General features: G+C 66.3%; 16 protein-coding genes. 1 reads left to right on the top strand and 15 read right to left on the bottom strand.

The window, feature by feature from the left end:
• From rpoB to ftsE, 14 genes are all read right to left on the bottom strand, one after another.
• On the bottom strand, positions 1-2,499 hold a 2,499-nt coding region (gene rpoB, locus VL752_RS13105; protein ID WP_325355922.1), incomplete at its 3' end, for a DNA-directed RNA polymerase subunit beta.
• A gap of 306 nt (positions 2,500-2,805) precedes the next feature.
• Positions 2,806-3,183, bottom strand: coding sequence for a 50S ribosomal protein L7/L12 (gene rplL / locus VL752_RS13100; protein ID WP_325355920.1), 378 nt, complete (start codon positions 3,181-3,183; stop codon positions 2,806-2,808).
• Between the two features lie 92 nt (positions 3,184-3,275).
• Positions 3,276-3,794 carry a 50S ribosomal protein L10 gene (rplJ, locus tag VL752_RS13095; RefSeq protein WP_325355918.1) on the bottom strand — a complete coding sequence of 173 codons (519 nt, stop codon included), beginning with the start codon at positions 3,792-3,794 and terminating at the stop codon, positions 3,276-3,278.
• 319 nt (positions 3,795-4,113) lie between these two features.
• Complete coding sequence (gene rplA / locus VL752_RS13090; protein ID WP_325355916.1) at positions 4,114-4,818, bottom strand: 50S ribosomal protein L1; 705 nt, start codon at positions 4,816-4,818, stop codon at positions 4,114-4,116.
• Between the two features lie 4 nt (positions 4,819-4,822).
• The gene (rplK, locus tag VL752_RS13085; protein ID WP_325355914.1) at positions 4,823-5,257 is read right to left on the bottom strand and encodes a 50S ribosomal protein L11; all 435 of its coding nucleotides are present in this window, start codon (positions 5,255-5,257) and stop codon (positions 4,823-4,825) included.
• A gap of 158 nt (positions 5,258-5,415) precedes the next feature.
• Positions 5,416-7,272 carry a phosphoenolpyruvate--protein phosphotransferase gene (ptsP, locus tag VL752_RS13080; RefSeq protein WP_325355912.1) on the bottom strand — a complete coding sequence of 619 codons (1,857 nt, stop codon included), beginning with the start codon at positions 7,270-7,272 and terminating at the stop codon, positions 5,416-5,418.
• Positions 7,259-7,546: an HPr family phosphocarrier protein gene (locus tag VL752_RS13075; RefSeq protein WP_325355910.1), complete on the bottom strand. Its 288-nt coding sequence runs from the start codon at positions 7,544-7,546 to the stop codon at positions 7,259-7,261. Before VL752_RS13075 ends, ptsP begins: the two co-directional genes overlap by 14 nt.
• An 8-nt stretch (positions 7,547-7,554) precedes the next feature.
• Positions 7,555-7,971: a PTS sugar transporter subunit IIA gene (locus VL752_RS13070; RefSeq protein WP_325355908.1), complete on the bottom strand. Its 417-nt coding sequence runs from the start codon at positions 7,969-7,971 to the stop codon at positions 7,555-7,557.
• 36 nt (positions 7,972-8,007) lie between these two features.
• Positions 8,008-8,901, bottom strand: a complete 894-nt coding sequence (gene rapZ, locus VL752_RS13065) for an RNase adapter RapZ (protein WP_325355906.1) — start codon at positions 8,899-8,901, stop codon at positions 8,008-8,010.
• Positions 8,898-9,317, bottom strand: a complete 420-nt coding sequence (locus VL752_RS13060; RefSeq protein ID WP_325355924.1) for an HPr kinase/phosphorylase — start codon at positions 9,315-9,317, stop codon at positions 8,898-8,900. The genes rapZ and VL752_RS13060 overlap by 4 nt, the downstream gene beginning before the upstream one ends.
• A 162-nt stretch (positions 9,318-9,479) precedes the next feature.
• The gene (locus VL752_RS13055; RefSeq protein ID WP_325355904.1) at positions 9,480-10,256 is read right to left on the bottom strand and encodes a lysophospholipid acyltransferase family protein; all 777 of its coding nucleotides are present in this window, start codon (positions 10,254-10,256) and stop codon (positions 9,480-9,482) included.
• The gene (locus tag VL752_RS13050; RefSeq protein ID WP_325355902.1) at positions 10,253-10,927 is read right to left on the bottom strand and encodes a YdcF family protein; all 675 of its coding nucleotides are present in this window, start codon (positions 10,925-10,927) and stop codon (positions 10,253-10,255) included. Before VL752_RS13050 ends, VL752_RS13055 begins: the two co-directional genes overlap by 4 nt.
• Entirely contained in the window at positions 10,924-12,033 is a 1,110-nt protein-coding gene (locus VL752_RS13045; RefSeq protein WP_325355900.1) for a cell division protein FtsX, read from the bottom strand. Before VL752_RS13045 ends, VL752_RS13050 begins: the two co-directional genes overlap by 4 nt.
• Positions 12,026-12,697 carry a cell division ATP-binding protein FtsE gene (gene ftsE, locus VL752_RS13040; RefSeq protein WP_325355898.1) on the bottom strand — a complete coding sequence of 224 codons (672 nt, stop codon included), beginning with the start codon at positions 12,695-12,697 and terminating at the stop codon, positions 12,026-12,028. Before ftsE ends, VL752_RS13045 begins: the two co-directional genes overlap by 8 nt.
• Positions 12,698-13,050: 353 nt before the next feature.
• Here ftsE and VL752_RS13035 point away from each other — a divergent pair, with 353 nt between their 5' ends.
• Positions 13,051-13,704, top strand: a complete 654-nt coding sequence (locus tag VL752_RS13035; protein ID WP_325355896.1) for a zinc-ribbon domain-containing protein — start codon at positions 13,051-13,053, stop codon at positions 13,702-13,704.
• A gap of 7 nt (positions 13,705-13,711) precedes the next feature.
• Here VL752_RS13035 and VL752_RS13030 read toward each other — a convergent pair.
• The coding region (locus VL752_RS13030; protein WP_325355894.1) for a 3-hydroxyacyl-CoA dehydrogenase NAD-binding domain-containing protein at positions 13,712-14,355 on the bottom strand (644 nt) is incomplete at its 5' end.

Below are 14,355 nucleotides of genomic sequence, written 5' to 3'. Positions count from 1 at the left end.
GCGGCCGAGCGCCAGTTCGCCAAGCTCGGTCGAGGGACCGTCGGCGATGATGTCACCGGCCTGTACCCGGTCGCCCACGCGGACCAGCGGGCGCTGATTGATGCAGGTCGACTGGTTGGAGCGCATGAACTTGCGCAGACGGTAGATGTCCACGCCGCCGGTGCCGCCCTCGCCCGAGGAGGCGCGGACGACGATGCGGGCGCCATCGATCTGGTCGATGATGCCGCCGCGGCGGGCAACGATGGTCGCGCCTGAATCGCGCGCGACCGCCGCTTCCATGCCGGTGCCGACGAGCGGCGCATCGGCGCGGATTAGCGGCACCGCCTGACGCTGCATGTTGGAACCCATCAGCGCACGGTTCGCGTCGTCGTTCTCAAGGAACGGAATGAGCGCGGCGGCCACAGAGACCAGCTGGCGCGGGGACACGTCCACGGCTGTCACCTGATCCGGCGGCACCAGGCGGAAATCGCCCTGCTGGCGGACCGAGACGAGTTCCTCGGTAAAGCGGTTGTTCTCGATTGGCACATCGGCCTGGGCGACGATCAGCTTTTCCTCTTCCATGGCGGAGAGGTATTTCCAGCCGTCCTTGACCTCGCCATTCTCGACCAGGCGATAGGGCGTCTCGATGAAGCCGTATTTGTTCACCTTGGCATAGGTCGCGAGGCTGTTGATCAGACCGATGTTCGGGCCTTCCGGCGTCTCGATCGGGCAGATGCGGCCGTAATGCGTCGGGTGCACATCGCGTACCTCGAAGCCGGCGCGCTCACGCGTCAGACCGCCCGGCCCAAGCGCCGAGAGGCGGCGCTTATGCGTCACTTCCGAAAGCGGGTTGGTCTGGTCCATGAACTGGCTGAGCTGCGAGGAGCCGAAGAATTCGCGCACCGCGGCCGCGGCCGGCTTCGCGTTGATGAGATCGTGCGGCATCACCGTATCGATGTCGACCGAACCCATGCGCTCACGGATCGCCCGCTCCATGCGGAGCAGGCCGACGCGATACTGGTTCTCCATCAGTTCACCAACCGAACGCACGCGGCGGTTGCCGAGATTGTCGATATCGTCGATCGAGCCGCGGCCGTCCTTGAGTTCGCAAAGGATTTGAACCGTGCGGAGGATGTCCTCCTTGCGCAGCACGCGCACGGTATCCTCGGCGTGGACGCCGAGACGCATGTTCATCTTCACGCGGCCGACGGCGGACAGATCATAGCGGTCGGAGTCGAAGAAAAGGCCGCGGAACAGCGCTTCCGCCGTCTCGCTGGTCGGCGGCTCGCCGGGGCGCATGACGCGATAGATGTCGATCAGCGCATCGTCGCGATTGGTGTTCTTGTCGACGGCGAGCGTGTTGCGGATCCAAGGACCCTTGGCCTGGTCGATAGCGAGCGTCGGCAGTTCCGTGATGCCGGCCTCTTCCAGCGCGGTCAGACGGGCCTCGGTCAACTCCTCGCCGGCTTCGATGAAGATCTCGCCGGTGGTCTCGTTGACAATGTCGATCGCGATGAAGCGGCCGATGAGGTCGAGCCGGGTCGCGAGCACGGTCTTGGTCTTCTCGGCGATGCGGCGGGTCAAGCGCGCCGTCATCTTCTCCTCGGGCTTGGCCACGATCTCGCCGGTCTCGGCATCGACCAGGTTCTCGAAGAGCTTCATGCCGCGGAAGGCATCGGGCTCGAAGGGACGCGCCCAGCCCTTGGCTGACTGGCTGAAGACGACTTGGCCGTAGAAGGTGCCGAGGATCTCCTCCGGATCCATGCCGCGGATCTCGCCGATGTCGACGCTCTCGCCCTTGGCCGCACGCGCTTCGCGCAGCTTGCCCGTCGCCAGGCTGTCCAGCGCGTAAAGCAGCGTCGTCACCGGCAGCTTACGCTTGCGATCGATGCGGACGTAGACGAGATCCTTGCTGTCGAATTCGAAATCGAGCCAGGAGCCGCGATAGGGGATGACGCGTGCGGTGAAGAGGAACTTGCCGCTGGAATGCGTCTTGCCCTTGTCGTGATCGAAGAAGACGCCCGGCGAGCGGTGCATCTGGCTGACGATGACGCGCTCGGTGCCGTTGATCACGAAAGTGCCGTTGTCGGTCATGAGCGGCAGGTCGCCCATGTAGACCGGCTGTTCCTTGATGTCGCGGATGGAGCGGGCGCCGGTGTCCTCGTCCAGATCCCAGACGATCAGGCGCAGCACGACCTTCAGCGGCGCGGCAAAGGTCATGCCGCGCTGAATGCATTCCTCGACGTCGTATTTCGGCTCTTCCAGCTCGTAATAGACGAATTCCAGCCGGCCGCGGCCGGCGAAGTCGTCAATGGGGAAGACCGACTTGAAGACTTCCTGAAGGCCCGTCTGCGTCCGGCTGTCGGGCGCCACGTTCATCTGCAGAAAGCCCTCGTAGCTGGACCTCTGCACGTCGATCAGGTTCGGCATCGGCGCCACTTCCGGGATACGTCCGAAGCTCTTGCGAATGCGCTTCCGCCCTGTGAAGGATTGGTTCGAGCCACCTGAAATAGCGTTCATCGCTTGCCCTTAGCCTTCGATTTTCACACCGGGCCGGGAAGATGCCGGCCGGCCTTCACTGAGATCCGCACCCGTCCACCAGGCCGACCCAGCCGTTGATCCCGCTTCAGGTCCCGCAGGACGACCGAAGCTCAGCCCCAGCCCGGAGGATGATCCGGAGCCGTTCTACAAACTCAAACGTCGATCCGCCGCCCCAGGGACGACAACTCTACCCCGCAACCAAGGAAAGGGTGGAGACCGGACCGATCCCCACCCCATCTTAGTCCGCGATGCCCATCCCGGATGAAAGTCCCGGGATGGCCGAAATCACTTGATTTCGACAGAGGCCCCGTTCTCCTCGAGAACCTTCTTGATCTTCTCGGCTTCGTCCTTGTTCACGCCTTCCTTGACGGGCTTCGGCGCGCCTTCAACAAGGTCCTTCGCTTCCTTCAGGCCGAGACCCGTGATGGTGCGAACTTCCTTAATGACGTTGATCTTCTTGTCACCGGCCTTGGCCAGGATGACGGTGAATTCGGTCTGCTCTTCGACAGGAGCAGCGGCAGCGGCCGGGCCGGCAGCAGCGGCGACGGCCACAGGAGCGGCGGCGGAGACGCCCCACTTCTCTTCGAGAAGCTTGGAGAGCTCAGCGGCTTCGAGAACGGTGAGGCCCGAAAGCTCTTCCACCAGGCGGGAAAGGTCAGCCATTGTCAACTTCCTATATAATAACTTTGCTCGGTTCAATGCAAGCCGAAACACCCGGCATCACATCATCGAAAGGTAGGCACGCCCTGTAACGGTCAGGCCGCCTCGTCCTTCCTGGCATAGGCCCCAAAAACCCGCGCGAGGTTGCCGGCCGGCGCCTGGACGACGGCCGCGATCCGGGTGGCGGGGGTCTGAATCATCCCCACCAGCCTGGCGCGCAGCGCATCGAGCGACGGCAGTTCGGCGAGCGCCTTGACACCTGACGCATCAAGCGCCTGGGTGCCGAGAGCACCGCCGATGACGACGAACTTCTCGTTGGTCTTGGCGAACTCGACGGCAACCTTCGCCGCTGCCACAGGGTCCTTCGACCACGCAAGCGCGGTCGGCCCCTTCAGCATCGGCTTGATGCCGTCGAATTGGGTCCCTTCCAGGGCGAGGTTGGCCAGACGGTTCTTAGCAACCTTGAAGGTCACCCCTTCGGCCCGCATCTTGCGCCGCAGATCCGTCACCTCGGCAACCGTCAACCCGTTGTTACGGGTCACGACCACCATCGACGTCTCTGCGAACACCGCTGCGAGCGAAGCGACGAACTCCCGCTTCTCCGTACGGTCCACAGTAAACTCCGCCACCAAAGGCGCCGGACCAAAGGCCCGCCGCCGGGTTTCCCATGAGCATGCGCGCGGCTAGCACCGTTCACATGCCCGGTTCGCCTGTCCTTTTCAGCCGGAACCGCCAAAGTTCGCGGCCCTGCCTCCTGGGCAGAACCTGCGATCGCTGGCTTCCCCGTCTCCCACCCGCCGGCATGCTCGCCGTTTAAGGGCCGGCCCCATGTCTTGAGCGGGGGCCGGCTCACGTCTGGTCTTGGACAGGTTCGGAGAGGTCCCCCTCTCCTGCGCGTCCGGAGGTCGAAACCCCCGGACGAATTCGTTTGCCTTACTCGGCAGCAACCGCCGTGAGGCTCGAAACGTCGATACGGACGCCCGGGCCCTGAGAGGAGCTGAGTGCCGCCTTCTGCAGGTAAGTGCCCTTGGCGCCCGCAGGCTTCGCCTTCTGCACCGCATCCGTCAGGGCGCGAATGTTCTCGATCAGCTTGTCCTCATCGAAGCTCGCCTTGCCGATGCCGGCATGGATGATGCCCGCCTTCTCGGCGCGGAACTCGACCTGACCGGCCTTGGCCGCGGTGATCGCACCCTTCACGTCCATCGTCACGGTGCCGAGCTTCGGGTTCGGCATCAGACCACGCGGCCCGAGAATCTTACCGAGGCGGCCGACCAGGGCCATCATGTCCGGGGTCGCGATGCAGCGGTCGAAGGCGATCTCGCCGGCCTGGACCTTCTCAGCCAGATCCTCGGCGCCGACCACGTCGGCACCCGCCGCCTGCGCTTCCTCGGCCTTCGCGCCACGGGCGAAAACGCCGACGCGCAGCGTCTTGCCGGTGCCGTTCGGCAGGCCGATGAGGCCACGGACCATCTGGTCGGCATGGCGCGGATCGATGCCGAGATTCATCGAAAACTCAACCGTCTCGTCAAACTTCGCGCGGGCATTGCCCTTCACGATCTTGACGGCTTCGGCGAGGGAATAGGTCTTGGTGCGGTCAAAAGCGTTGTAGGCCGACGCAAGGCGCTTGTTCTTGGCCATCGGATCAGCCCTCCACCACCGAGAGGCCCATGGAACGGGCCGAGCCTGCCAGCATGCGGACGGCGCCTTCGACGTCGTTCGCGTTCATGTGCACCATTTTCTGGGCCGCGATCTCGCGCAGCTGCGACATCGTCACGCGACCGATGGTCGAACCCTTGCCCGTGGTGGTCGAACCCTTCTTGATGTTCGCCGCCTTCATGAGGAAATAGGTGTTGGGCGGCGTCTTCGTGATGAAGGTGAAGGTGCGGTCCGCGAAAGCGGTGATAACCACGGGCACCGGCATGCCGGGCTCCATGCCCTGCGTCACCGCATTGAATTCCTTGCAGAACTGCATGATGTTCAGACCACGCTGGCCGAGGGCTGGGCCCACCGGCGGAGACGGGTTGGCCTTGCCGGCCGGAATCTGCAGTTTGACGTAGCCGACGATCTTTTTCGCCATGACCCTCGTTCCTGGTTAAACGCGAACAAGGACCGCGGTTCATCCGAGCCCGGTTTCCCGACCTCTCCCGCGTTCCGATTGAGGCGGGGCAGATAGCGGATCGCAGGATAGGAGTCCAGCGCCGAGCGGTGGTGCAGGCGCCCATCAGCCATGCGGGCCTACAGATATTTCTCGGCGAACTCCTCCACGAGGTCGCGAATCGCCTCGGGTTCGCTCTGCTCCATCACGCGCCGCGCGAGGCGCGCGCAATCGGCGCTCGAGACGCTGCGCACCACCTGCTTCACGCGCGGCACGGCGCTCGCGTTCATGCTCAGGGCGCGAAGCCCGAGACCGAGCAGCAGGGGCGTGAGCTTCGAATTGGCCGCCATCTCGCCACAGATCGAAACCGGCTTGCGGAGCCTGAGGCTTGCCTCGACCGTGAACTGGACGAGCCGCAGAACCCCGGGATGCAGCGGATCGTAGAGTTTCGCGACCTCGGCATCGCCGCGGTCGGCAGCCATGGCGTACATCGTGAGGTCGTTGGTACCGATGGCGAAGAAATCGGCCTCCAGCGCCAGCGCATCGGCCGAAAGCGCGGCAGCAGGGGTTTCGATCATAATGCCCAGAGGCGGCATGCGGGCGGGCAATTCCTCGCCACGGCGCTTCAGCCGGCGAACCACCTTCTGCAGCACCTCCCGCGCGCCGCGCACCTCTTCGGTGGTCGTCACCATGGGAAGAAGGATATTGACCGGGCCGCGCAGGCTCGCCCGCAGGATGGCGGCCAGCTGTGTCTCGAGCAGTTCCTGGTGACGCAGCAGCATGCGGATGCCGCGCAGGCCAAGCGCCGGATTGATGCCCGAAACCTGGCCCGCAATGCCGCGGGTCTGCAGCGCCTCGATTTCCTTTTCACCCCCCCAATCCAGCACGCGGATGGTGACGGGATCGCCCTCCATCGCCTCGACGGCGGAGCCATAGACCTCGGTCTGTTCATCCTCGTCCGGCAGTTCCTCGCGGTTCATGAACATGAACTCGCTGCGGAAAAGGCCGATGCCGTCTACCCCCGCCTGCGCGATCAGCGGCAGTTCGAGGGGCACTTCCAGATTGGCGAAAAGCTCGACCGCCTGGCCGTCCGTGGTCTCGGCCGCGAGGCGGCGGAGCTGGGCAAGCTTCTGTCTTTCCCGCGCGAAGGCGGCGGAGGAGCGTTTCGCCGCGGCGAGGGTCTCCTGCCCCGGATGCACCGTGACCTGGCCGCTGCCGCCGTCGAGCACCAGCAGATCGCCGCTCTCGATCCCCTCCGTCACCCCGGGCGCGCCCAGAACGGCGGGAATGCCCAGCGCCCGCAGCATGACGGCGGTATGCCCGTCGGTACCCCCCTCCTCCGTCACCACCCCGGCCAGCCGCGCCGGGCTGAGCAGCGCCGCATCAGCCGGGCGCAGATTTTCCATCACCAGAATGGTGCCCTGGGCGAGCTTGGCGAAGCTCTGGAAGGGCGTCTCGGTGAGATTGCGGATGACCCGCCGGCCGATTTCGTGAATCTCGTCCGCCCGGCGGCGCAGGCCAGCACGGTCCCGGTCCGGCACGGCGAGCACCATGGCGGCAAGGACTTCGACCTCCTCATGCACCGCGGTTTCGGCCGAAGCCAAGGCTTCGATACGGCGGCGCACGCCGCGCAACAGGCGCGAGGGGCCGATCATCTGCAAATAGGCGTTGAGCAGCGGTTCGAGTTCGGCCCGGCCTTCGTCCGGCAGCATGGCCAACTGGGCGCGGAGCTTGGCCAGTTGCCGGCGGGATTTGACGACCGCCGTGTCGAGCCGCTCCAGTTCAGCCTCGACCTGCGCGGGCAGAATCGCGACCGGCGTGAAGTCCGGGGTCTGGTCCTCGAAAAGATAGGCTGGCCCGACGGCAATGCCGGCGCCGATGGGCAGGCCCAGGAAGTGCTTCTCGGCTGGCGGTGGTGCAGATGGCGGGGTGGCGGACCTGGACCCCGTCTTCGCCGCGCGGGGCTTTGGTGCCGCCTTCGGGTCAGTCTTCCTCATGGAAGCCAGCCTCGATCAGCGAGGCGACGGCATCGATGGCTTCCTTGGCGTCCCAGCCCTCAGCCGAAAGGGTGACCTTCGAACCCTGGCCGGCGCCGAGCATCATGAGGCCCATGATGGAGCGGGCGGACACGATCTGCCCGTCCTTGGCGACCGAAAGCTCGGCGCCAAACTGCTCGGCAGCGGTCACCAGCTTGGCCGCCGCGCGCGCGTGCAGGCCGCGCTTGTTGACGATGAGAAGATGGCGCGTCAGCGCGCCGGCAGCGGACTCCATAGACCCGCTCACCCGCAGGTTCCGCGCACGCCCTGCAGAACCTGTGAGGCGCAGGCGATGTATTTGCGCCCGGCTTCCTGTGCGCAGCTGACGGCGCTGGCAAGGTTCTGCTGGCCGCGCACCTTGGCGAGCTTGACGAGCATCGGCAGATTGACCCCGGCGATGACCTCGACATCCTTGGAATCCATGAGGGAAATGGCGAGGTTGCTCGGCGTTCCGCCGAACATGTCCGTCAGCAGCACGACACCATCACCGGTATCGACCCGGCCGATCGAACGCTGAATGTCGCGTCGACGGTCCTCCATATTGTCCTCGGGGCCGATGCAGACCGTCTCGACCCCGCGTTGGGGCCCGACGACGTGCTCCATAGCCGATCGCAACTCTTCGGCGAGATGGCCGTGAGTGACGAGTACTAGACCGATCATGATGAGTTCAGCGGCCTCCCATGGCCTTGATGCGGATCACGCTGCCGCCGGGCCCGAAAGGCCCTTCTCGCGCTCGCGATCAAGTTCGCGATGCACGACGAGCGGCTGCCAACCTGCTTGCCGTAATAGCTCAGCCAAAGTTTCAATCAGAAAAACCGAGCGGTGTCGCCCGCCAGAACATCCGATCGCGACGGTCACATACTTCTTACCTTCCTGCACGAAGCGCGGCAGTAAAAGCAAGACCATCGAACGGATGGCTTCCTGGAAGGCTCCGCAGTCCGGATCGTTGCGGATATATGCGCAGACTTCCGGATCCAATCCAGTGCGTGGCCTCAGCGTCTGATCGTAGTGAGGATTGCGTAGGAAGCGGGCGTCGAAGACGAGATCGGCCTCGGGCGGAAGCCCTGCGCGATAGGCAAAGGAGATGAGCGTCAGGGACAGTCCGTCTTCCGCGGCGATACCGAAGCGCTTGCCGATAGCCTGGCGCAGCGCCGGCAGCGGCAGGGCCGAGGTGTCGAGCACCAGATCGGCGGCGGCCCGCAATTCGTCCGTCAGCGCCCGTTCGGCCGCGATACCGTCTCGCACTTGGCCTTGGGGCGCCAGGGGGTGGCGGCGCCGCGTCTCGGTATAGCGCCGAAGAAGAACGGAATCCTCGGCGGTCGCGAAGATCAGCTCCGCGGTAAGGCCGGTCTCCGGCTTGAGTCGGGCGATCGCTTCCAGGACGGCGGTCGCGGCAAAACCGCGGGTGCGGGCGTCAATGCCGATGGCGAGCGCCCGGTCGGTGCGGGAGAACAGCTCGTCCAGCAAGGAAAAGGGCGGATTGTCGACGGTCTCGTAGCCGAGATCCTCGAGCGTATGAAGGATCGAGGATTTGCCGGCACCTGAAAGCCCGGTGACCAGCACGATGCGGCGCTCGGGTGCCCCGCTCATGCGAAGGCGCCCGCCTTCTGGCCGAGACGACCGGCCGCTGCCTCGAAAGCGAAATCGAGGAGTTGGGCGGCCGAGGCCGGGCGCGGATCAACCGCGATGAGCGGCAGATCGAGCGTCTCGTCCCGGCGGGGGGTGGGCAGCCGCGGCACGGGCCCCTGCACCATCTGGGCGACCAGGATGGGCCGGGTCTTCTCGACATAGGGCAGCCGCATGATGCCGAGGCCACGGATTTCGACGAGGCCGGCAAGCGCTTCGGGGGCCTGCGCCCAGCCGTCCTCCCCGATTTCGACCTGGTCATCCGCGACCAGCGCGAAGCCTCGGTCGAGCAGGCGCAGCAGCATGTCGGATTTCCCTGCTCCGGGCGCACCGGTCAGGAGAAGTCCGAGTTCGTCTCGCGCGGCGCAGCTCGCATGCATCAGCATCGGGCAGAGAATGAGCCAAGGCCGCCCGGGAAGAAAGCGTCAATTCTCCCGCGCCGCTCTTTCCCACATGCCCCGAAAATTAGTCCCCAACGTCCCCAAAGGGGGTGCTCAGAGTCATGGGGATGAAAAAAAACAAGATATAATCTGATCTTAGCGCTAATCGCTCGTGCGTGAGTCGAAGACCGAAACCGACTCATACACAATCTTATCCACAGCGCTGTTCATGTTATCCTCAAGCTCTGCCCAAGCGGCATCGAGGGCCCCCACCAGGGCCGCACGGGCGAGCCCCGCCGGCAGAGGCTTGCCGATGACGATGTGGATCGTGCCCGGCCGCTTGAGGAAGGAGTTGCGTCCCCAATGGGCGCCGGAATCGGTCACGACCGGAACGACCGGAACGCCCATGGCGCCGGCAAGCGCCGCTACGCCCGGCTGGATCACCCGTGGCTCGCCGGGGCCGGCGCGAGTCCCTTGTGGAAAAATCACCACCTGGCGACTGTCCGCCGCCGCTGCCTGGCCATCGCGGATGAGATCGCGGATGGCACGAGCCCCGGCGCTGCGATCGACCGCGATCATGCCGGAGGGCTGCATGAGGCCGCCGAAGACCGGGACCTTCAGAAGTTCCTTCTTCAGCACATAGGACGGGCGCGGCAGCAGCATCCAGACCGCCGTATCGAAGGCCGACTGGTGGGTGGAGGCGATGAGCACGGGGCCATCCACGGGCAGATTCTCGAGCCCGCTCACCCGCACCTCAATCCCGCAGCAGATCCGCAGCAGCCGGATCACGACCCGCGCCCAGGCGCGGCCGCGCAGGATCAGCCGGTCGGCGCGGCCCCGGCGCAGATCGACATAGCCCCAGAGGCTGTAGAAAGTGGTGGCCGCGTAGAAGCCGATATTGAACAGCAAGGACGCGGCACCGAGCCACAGTCGCTTCATGGGTTGTTGATCCCTCGAAGAAAGCCCACGAGCCGCGCGAAGCGGAGCTCGGCCAGGAGCCACTTGGTGTATTCGCCGAGCAGGAGCCGCCAGACATGCAGGCGCGTGCCATCGAAGATGGCGGCCGGCTGCACCCGCATGGGATAGAGCTGGACGTCCGGCATGGCGCGGCTGAGTTCCAGAACCGCGCGTGGCATGTGATAGCCGGCCGTGACCACGATCAGGCTGCGGATGTGATGGGCGCGGACCCAGGCGGCGGTCTCGTCCGCATTGCCGACGGTCGTCTGGGCGTGATGGCCGAGCGTGACATGGGTCGCGGCGGGTGGCTTGGCGAGATGGGCCGAACGTTCGACATCGCGAAGCGTCACGGCCGCCGGAACGCCGGAAATGAGCAGCTGGTCGGCATGACCCTCGTTGAGCATCTGGAAGGCGGTCGCCAGCCGGTCCTCGCCGCCGGTCAGGACGACGATACCGTCCGCCCGCGCCGGCGCGACCGATGGCGAATAGGTCACATAGAGGAACCACAGGAAGCCCCCGCACCAGCCAATCAGCAGCAGGAGGCAAAGCGCGGCGATCACGCGCTGGACCAGCTGCCGCCCGGTCCGGCGGGCGACACGCGTGCGGGCGCGGGCGGCCCGGCGCCGCGAGACCGACCGGCCCCGCCGCGTCACGGCAGCCGTCTCAGCCAGCGGCGCACCGTCCCCTCGGCGGTGAGATAGCCGATGAGGGCGGCGGTGAAGGGCAGCACCGGCAGCGCGATCCAGAGCGAGAGCGGCAAGGCCAGCAGGGGTGTGGCCGCCGCCATCGGCGCCCCTCCCTGCGCGAAGGGCGCGGCGAGATAGGCGAGCCAGAGCAGCACCGGCAAGGCAGCGACCGCGCCCACCGCCCCGCCTGTCGCGGTGAGGCGCATGGCGCGCCGGGCGAAGCGGCCGGCGATATAGGAATCGGTCGCGCCCAGCCCGTGGATGATCTCGATGGCGTCACGCCGGGCGGAAAGACCCGCCCGCGTCGCGACCGCGACCACGGCGATCGCGACCGCGACCACGAGCAGCAGCGCCACCGCCGCGCAGGCCTGCAGGCTGCGCGCGAGCGCCGAGAGACGCTCGGCCCAGACATCCGCGCTTTCCATGGCCGTTTCGGGCGCGGCGGCCTGAAGCTTGCTCGCGAGATCGGCCGGCACCGCGCCGCCCGCCGCAAGTTCCACCGAAATGACGGCCGGCAGCGGCAGGGCGAGGGCTGAGCCCGTGGGACCGAGCCAGGGTTTCAGCAGGGTCGTGAGTTCGTCCGTCGTCATGGCGCGGGCCGAGACGATGCCAGGCTCGGCATGCAGTACGGCGAGTACGGCATCGAGCCGGGAGAGATGGCCGCCGGCAGGACTGGCGGATGCCGGGTCGTTCGGGGTCGGGATTTGGATGGTGAGCTCCGCTTCCGCTCCGGTCTGCCAATGCTGAGCTAAGGTCGAGGTCGCGACCGCCCCGGCGAAGGCGAGGGCGGCCAGGAAGGTCATGGCGGCCACGAGCAGCGGCAGCAGCCGGTCCGAAAGCGCGCGCCGCAGACCGAGATCGTCGAAGCCAACGGGGCGCAAATTGCGCTTGGAAGGCGGCCGACGCGGGGCCTGGGGCCGAGGCTCCGGCCGGGCGGGTGCGCGGCCCGACGCGGCATGGCCGCCGGATACGCGACCCATCGGCTCGCGCGGAGATGCCGGAGGCAATGGCGGCGGGACCGACTGACGGTGGGCCGGATCCTCATCGTAATAGTCCTCGTCGAACTCAGCCATCCTGGACCAGCCGCCCGGCTTCGAGGCGCAGAGTTCGCGCCGGATAGCGCGCCATCAGGGACTCATTATGGGTGGCGACGATCGCCGTCGTGCCGAGGCGGTTGAGTTCCTGGAAGAGCTGCATGAGGCGTTCGGCCTGGGCATCGTCCAAATTGCCGGTGGGTTCGTCAGCGAGCAGCATGACCGGCCGGCTGATGACGGCGCGCGCGATGGCGACCCGCTGCTGCTCGCCGCCCGAGAGTTCGTAAGGGTGGGAATTGATCTTCGCGGCGAGGCCCACCCAGCGCAGCATCTCCATCACATCCGCCCGGATCTGTCCCTCCGGCCGGCCGGAGATACGCAGTGGCAGGGCCACATTGTCGAAAGCGGTCAGATGCGGCAGCAGTCGGAAATCCTGAAAGACGACGCCGATGCGCCGGCGCAGCCGCGGCAGTTGCCGGCGCTCCGCCCGTCCGATATCGGCGCCCTGGATGAAGAGTCGCCCACGCGACGGACGCACGGCAAGATAGACCATGCGCATCAGGCTGGTCTTGCCGGCGCCGGAGGGGCCGGTTAGCCAGCGAAAACCGCCCTCGGGCACCCGGAAACTGAGGTCGTGCAGCACCTCCGTCTGGGGGGCGGCACCCGAGCCGTAGCGCAGACTGACATTCTCGAAATGAATCATGGAGCAGAGCTATCCACGGTCAGGTCACTGGGGTCAGATCACGGGGTGCAAGTCCCTGGGGGCAAGCCTCGGAAGACCCCGCCCGCGCGCCACCCGGCCCGCCTGGCCGCTGCCCGCGTGCAGTTCGCGCCTTGGCAAGCGCATGGCCGACGGTTGGGGCGGTGCTCGGCCCGGTCGGATCCCCTCGCGGAGAAGACGTTGCTCTCGTCAGCCATGGTCAAAGTCGATCAAGGTCCCGTCCAGCGAAGTCCGAGGGAGAGGATTGCACGGGCCGCCGCTCTTGGCCACAATCCGTGGATGAAATGAAGGGACGCAAAGTCCCCAATCGTCCCAAGGCGAAGGTATAGCCGCTGATGCGACTGGTCTGTCGTGAATGTTCCGCCATCTACGAGGCGCCCGACAATCTCTTCGGCGCCCAGCCGCGGGAGGTGCGTTGCAATCGTTGCGGGTATCAATGGACCGTGGTCGGTGCGGTGAAGGCGGTGCCGGGCCTGGGGCCACAGCAGGCCATGGCCCAGCCGGAGCCGGCTGCTGCCGGTGGCATGCCGCCGGATCTCATGCGCGATCCCTCTGCCCTACCGGCCGAGCGGCCGCCCTCCAAGCTCGTCTCCGCGCAGGGCCGTGCAGCCGCCGCTTCGCCTGCCGCGCCACTGGCGGCCAGAAATTCCCCGCTGGCGGACAGCGTGGCCGGCCCCCTGCCGGGCCGGACGCTCGAGCCCGCCGTGGCCGAACCGCCCGCCTCCACGCGCAGCCTGCTCAAACGGGACGAGACGGAGGCCGAGTTCGACATGGGCGATCCCGAGGAGCGGCGCCTGTCCCACGAACTCTCCTTCGGGGAAACGGAGCGGGCGCCGGTCGCCGACCGCCCTTCCTGGAGCGGGTGGCGCGGCGCGTGGCTGGTCGCGATGCTCATCATCGTTCTGGTCATCGCAGCGATCCTTTTCGAGCCGCAGGTCGTCGGCGCCGTGCCGGCACTCGGCCGGCTCTACGCGGCGGTCGGCCTCTGAGCCGCTCTTAACGGCTCGGGCGCGGCGGCGTGGCGGTATAGTCGTAGAAACCGCGTTTCGACTTGCGGCCGAGCCAACCGGCCTCGACATATTTTACGAGCAGCGGTGAGGGCCGGTATTTGCTGTCCCCCATGCCCTCGTGCAGCACCCGCATGATGGCGAGGCAGGTGTCGAGACCGATGAAATCCGCCAGTTCCAGCGGCCCCATCGGTTGGTTGGTGCCGAGTTTCATGGCGGCGTCGATAGCCGTGACCGATCCCACCCCTTCCATCAGGGCCGTGACCGCCTCGTTGATCATCGGGATCAAGATGCGGTTCACGATGAAGGCGGGATAATCCTCGGCAACCGCCGTGGTCTTGCCCATGCGCTGCGCCAGCGCCGCGACGGCGAGAAAAGTCTCCTCGTCGGTTGCGATGCCGCGGATCACCTCCACGAGCTTCATCACCGGCACCGGGTTCATGAAATGCATGCCAATGACTTTGTGCGGCCGGTCCGTGGCGGCGGCGAGACGGGTGATGGGGATCGAAGAGGTATTGGTCGCGATGATCGCCCCGGGGCTGAGATGGGGGACGAGGCCTTTAAGGATCGCGATCTTGACGTCCTCCCGCTCGGTCGCCGCCTCGATGACCATGTCGCTGCCGGAGAGTGCGG

Source organism: Acidisoma sp. (assembly GCF_035492295.1).
In the GTDB taxonomy this organism is placed as follows: domain Bacteria; phylum Pseudomonadota; class Alphaproteobacteria; order Acetobacterales; family Acetobacteraceae; genus Acidisoma.
This window is presented reverse-complemented; position numbering and strand designations above follow the sequence as displayed.